This window comes from Kitasatospora sp. NPDC088861, from assembly GCF_044750105.1.
GTDB lineage: Bacteria > Actinomycetota > Actinomycetes > Streptomycetales > Streptomycetaceae > Kitasatospora.
Window position 1 is genome coordinate 1 of record NZ_JBIVJF010000074.1, and the last position, 1,209, is coordinate 1,209.

Genomic DNA, 1,209 nt, shown 5'->3' on the forward strand with positions numbered 1-1,209 from the left:
TCGCAAAATCTGTGTGCGCCGGAGTAGACATTGCTCGTGGGTGGGTCTAACGTTTCTCTCGTAGACAGCAGTCGGCGATACCGGCCAGACACGAACTGGCCGGGGTTGTTTGACAGAAGTTCGCAGTTCGGTCCGGCAGTGGAGTTCCGAAGCCAGGCAGGTGCAGGACGGCGACGGGGCTGGCTTCCGGACCGGGCGGCCCGCAGGTATCAGGGGCCGCCACCAGCGGTACCAGTAGGACGCAGTTCAGTGAGTGCAGTACCGGCAGTCGCGAGACAGGCACGGCCTCGGCAAAGGCGCCCAGACTGCGGGCGCGCGTGCCGAGGGGTCCGGGCAGTGGGGTTCCAGGGTCACCGCAGACGCGGGACGGCCGACGGGGCCGGGCTGCCGGACCGGGTGGGCCCTCACGGCCACCGACCAGCAGTACGCAGTCCAGCAGGTGCAGTACCAGCAGTACCAGCGGTACCAGCGGTACCAGCAGTACGAAAGTGACAGTTCAGTACAGAGGATGAACGGAGGGCGCAAGCGCCATCAGGATCGCCCGGCCCGTGAACACTCGCCCGGGCGGACACCGCAGACCCCAACGCGAGGACGGTGGTTTCCGGTCACGCATACGCGATCCCCGCACGACCCTCCCCAGGGGCAGCGCGGAAGCAACAGGACCGGCCCAGGCCGGTAGATGGTGTTGTTCCCCTTCGGGGCCCCGGAGCCGATACGGCCCCGGGGCCCCTCGACGCGTTCTCCCCGAGAACCAGAGAGGTGCAGTGACTACAACGACCAGCCCCGACACACCCGACAAGCTCGACGACGACGACTACCCCGCCTACACCATGGGCCGCGCCGCCGAAATGACCGCCACCACCCCCGGCTTCCTACGCGCCCTCGGCGAACACCGCCTCATCACCCCCCTGCGCTCCGAAGGCGGCCACCGCCGCTACTCCCGCTACCAACTGCGCATCGCCATGCGCGCCCGCGACCTCGTCAACCAGGGCACCCCCATCGAAGCCGCCTGCCGCATCATCATCCTCGAAGACCAACTCGAAGAAGCCCTGCGCCTCAACGAACAACTCCGCCGCACCCAACACCGCCAGGAGCCCACCGCGGACACCTGACCGGACCGGCAACCCGGCCCACAGCTCCTTCCAGCCGTACTGCCGCCCGCCGCAGAGGCCGGACAGGGGGACGGCCTCGCGCTGCACGCTCTGGCCG

General features: G+C 68.6%; 1 protein-coding gene. It reads left to right on the plus strand.

All coding sequences use genetic code 11. From position 1 onward, the window contains the following. The first annotated feature begins 830 nt into the window (after nt 1-830). The gene (locus ACIP37_RS37775; RefSeq protein ID WP_400812608.1) at nt 831-1,112 is read left to right on the plus strand and encodes a MerR family transcriptional regulator; all 282 of its coding nucleotides are present in this window, start codon (nt 831-833) and stop codon (nt 1,110-1,112) included. Nucleotides 1,113-1,209 lie beyond the last annotated feature (97 nt).

Bases quoted from the DNA above. Each gene is read 5' to 3' on its own strand.
- ACIP37_RS37775 (WP_400812608.1), top strand. From the start codon at position 831: ATGGGCCGCGCCGCCGAAATGACCGCCACCACCCCCGGCTTCCTACGC.